Genomic DNA, 1,136 nt, shown 5'->3' with positions numbered 1-1,136 from the left:
CATTTTTATAATATTTTCAATTGATTTAATAAATAAATCTATACTTTGATCAATAAGATCTGTATATATTGTAATCTTACATGGTTTTGAAAAATCAGTAGATAATACTCCCATTACACTTTTGGCGTCAACCACTACCCGTTCGTTCGAAAAATCAATATCGTTATCTAATTTATTTGCAAGCGTTACTAATTTTAAAGCTTCCTCTGAACTATTGATTTTTAATAGGATTTCTATCATTAATAATCACCTCCAAATCATTGCCATCTAAAGCTCCAGCTAATTCAAATAATCTTTTTTGGTCTAAAGTCAAAATAATATGATCCTTCTTTCTTTTCCTTTTTTTTAATAATTCGAGTGTTTTAACACTTAACAAATTATCTTCTACTAACTGATATCTTTTTTGATTATTCACGACATCTATATTTTCTTCATACACATATGTAGCTGGACCTGCTAAATAACCTCTCAGTAAATTTTTCAGAAAAGAATTTCTATAGTACTTCTTTAATCTGCTTAAATAAAGTATTATATCTGCATCTTTGTCTTCATCTAATTTAAGATGAAATTGAACGTTTTTTATATCTTTCAAATTTTCTATTTCCGGTGTATCAATTGGTATTTTAAGAAATAATGGTGTATTTCTAACATACGATTCGAGCGCTAATTTCATTGCATCTCTAACGGGAAATCTCAGATTTTTATATAAATAGATCAAGTCATAATCGTGCAATTTATAAAGGCGTACTGTAATATTCATTATACCTCCTATTTAAGGAATACACAAAAGCATGATTCCTATTATCCAGCAAATAATACAGATTAAAATCATTTTCTTATCTGCCTCATATAATTTTATTGAACCATCATCAAAAAGTTTAATGATAATATCATCATTTATGGATTTCTTTTTTCTTGTTTGAAGAGTATCTGTCTTGAATGTCATTCCTTCGTCAAAACTATACTGGATTACTAATTCATAGTTTCTACTCTCAATTTTTGTTATTCCTGTTATTTTTGCCACTTTTAGGTTCTGATCACTTCTTTTAATTCTTTTCCTGTTAAGAAATAAAATAAAACCAATAATAATTAAAATATATGAAATAATCATTAAACACATATACTCTCCTTTGAAT

At 26.6% G+C, this 1,136-nt stretch carries 3 protein-coding genes; all 3 read right to left on the bottom strand.

Features of this window, described 5'->3' with window-relative positions; all coding sequences use genetic code 11:
* Positions 1 to 240: HPr family phosphocarrier protein (locus CRO04_RS25745; protein ID WP_097007068.1), on the bottom strand; the 240-nt coding region annotated here is incomplete at its 3' end.
* Complete coding sequence (locus tag CRO04_RS25740) at positions 212 to 760, bottom strand: hypothetical protein (RefSeq protein ID WP_097007067.1); 549 nt, start codon at positions 758 to 760, stop codon at positions 212 to 214. The genes CRO04_RS25740 and CRO04_RS25745, both read right to left, overlap by 29 nt.
* Positions 761 to 772: 12 nt before the next feature.
* The coding region (locus CRO04_RS25735; RefSeq protein WP_207654529.1) for a hypothetical protein at positions 773 to 1,136 on the bottom strand (364 nt) is incomplete at its 5' end.

The organism is Lacrimispora amygdalina (assembly GCF_900205965.1).
Lineage (GTDB): Bacteria > Bacillota > Clostridia > Lachnospirales > Lachnospiraceae > Lacrimispora > Lacrimispora amygdalina_A.
The sequence above is the reverse complement of the archived record's forward strand: the minus strand, read 5'-3'. Positions and strand labels throughout refer to the sequence as shown.

Excerpts from the sequence above, each read along its gene's own strand:
- CRO04_RS25740 (WP_097007067.1), bottom strand. The coding sequence starts at position 760 with ATGAATATTACAGTACGCCTTTATAAATTGCACGATTATGACTTGATC.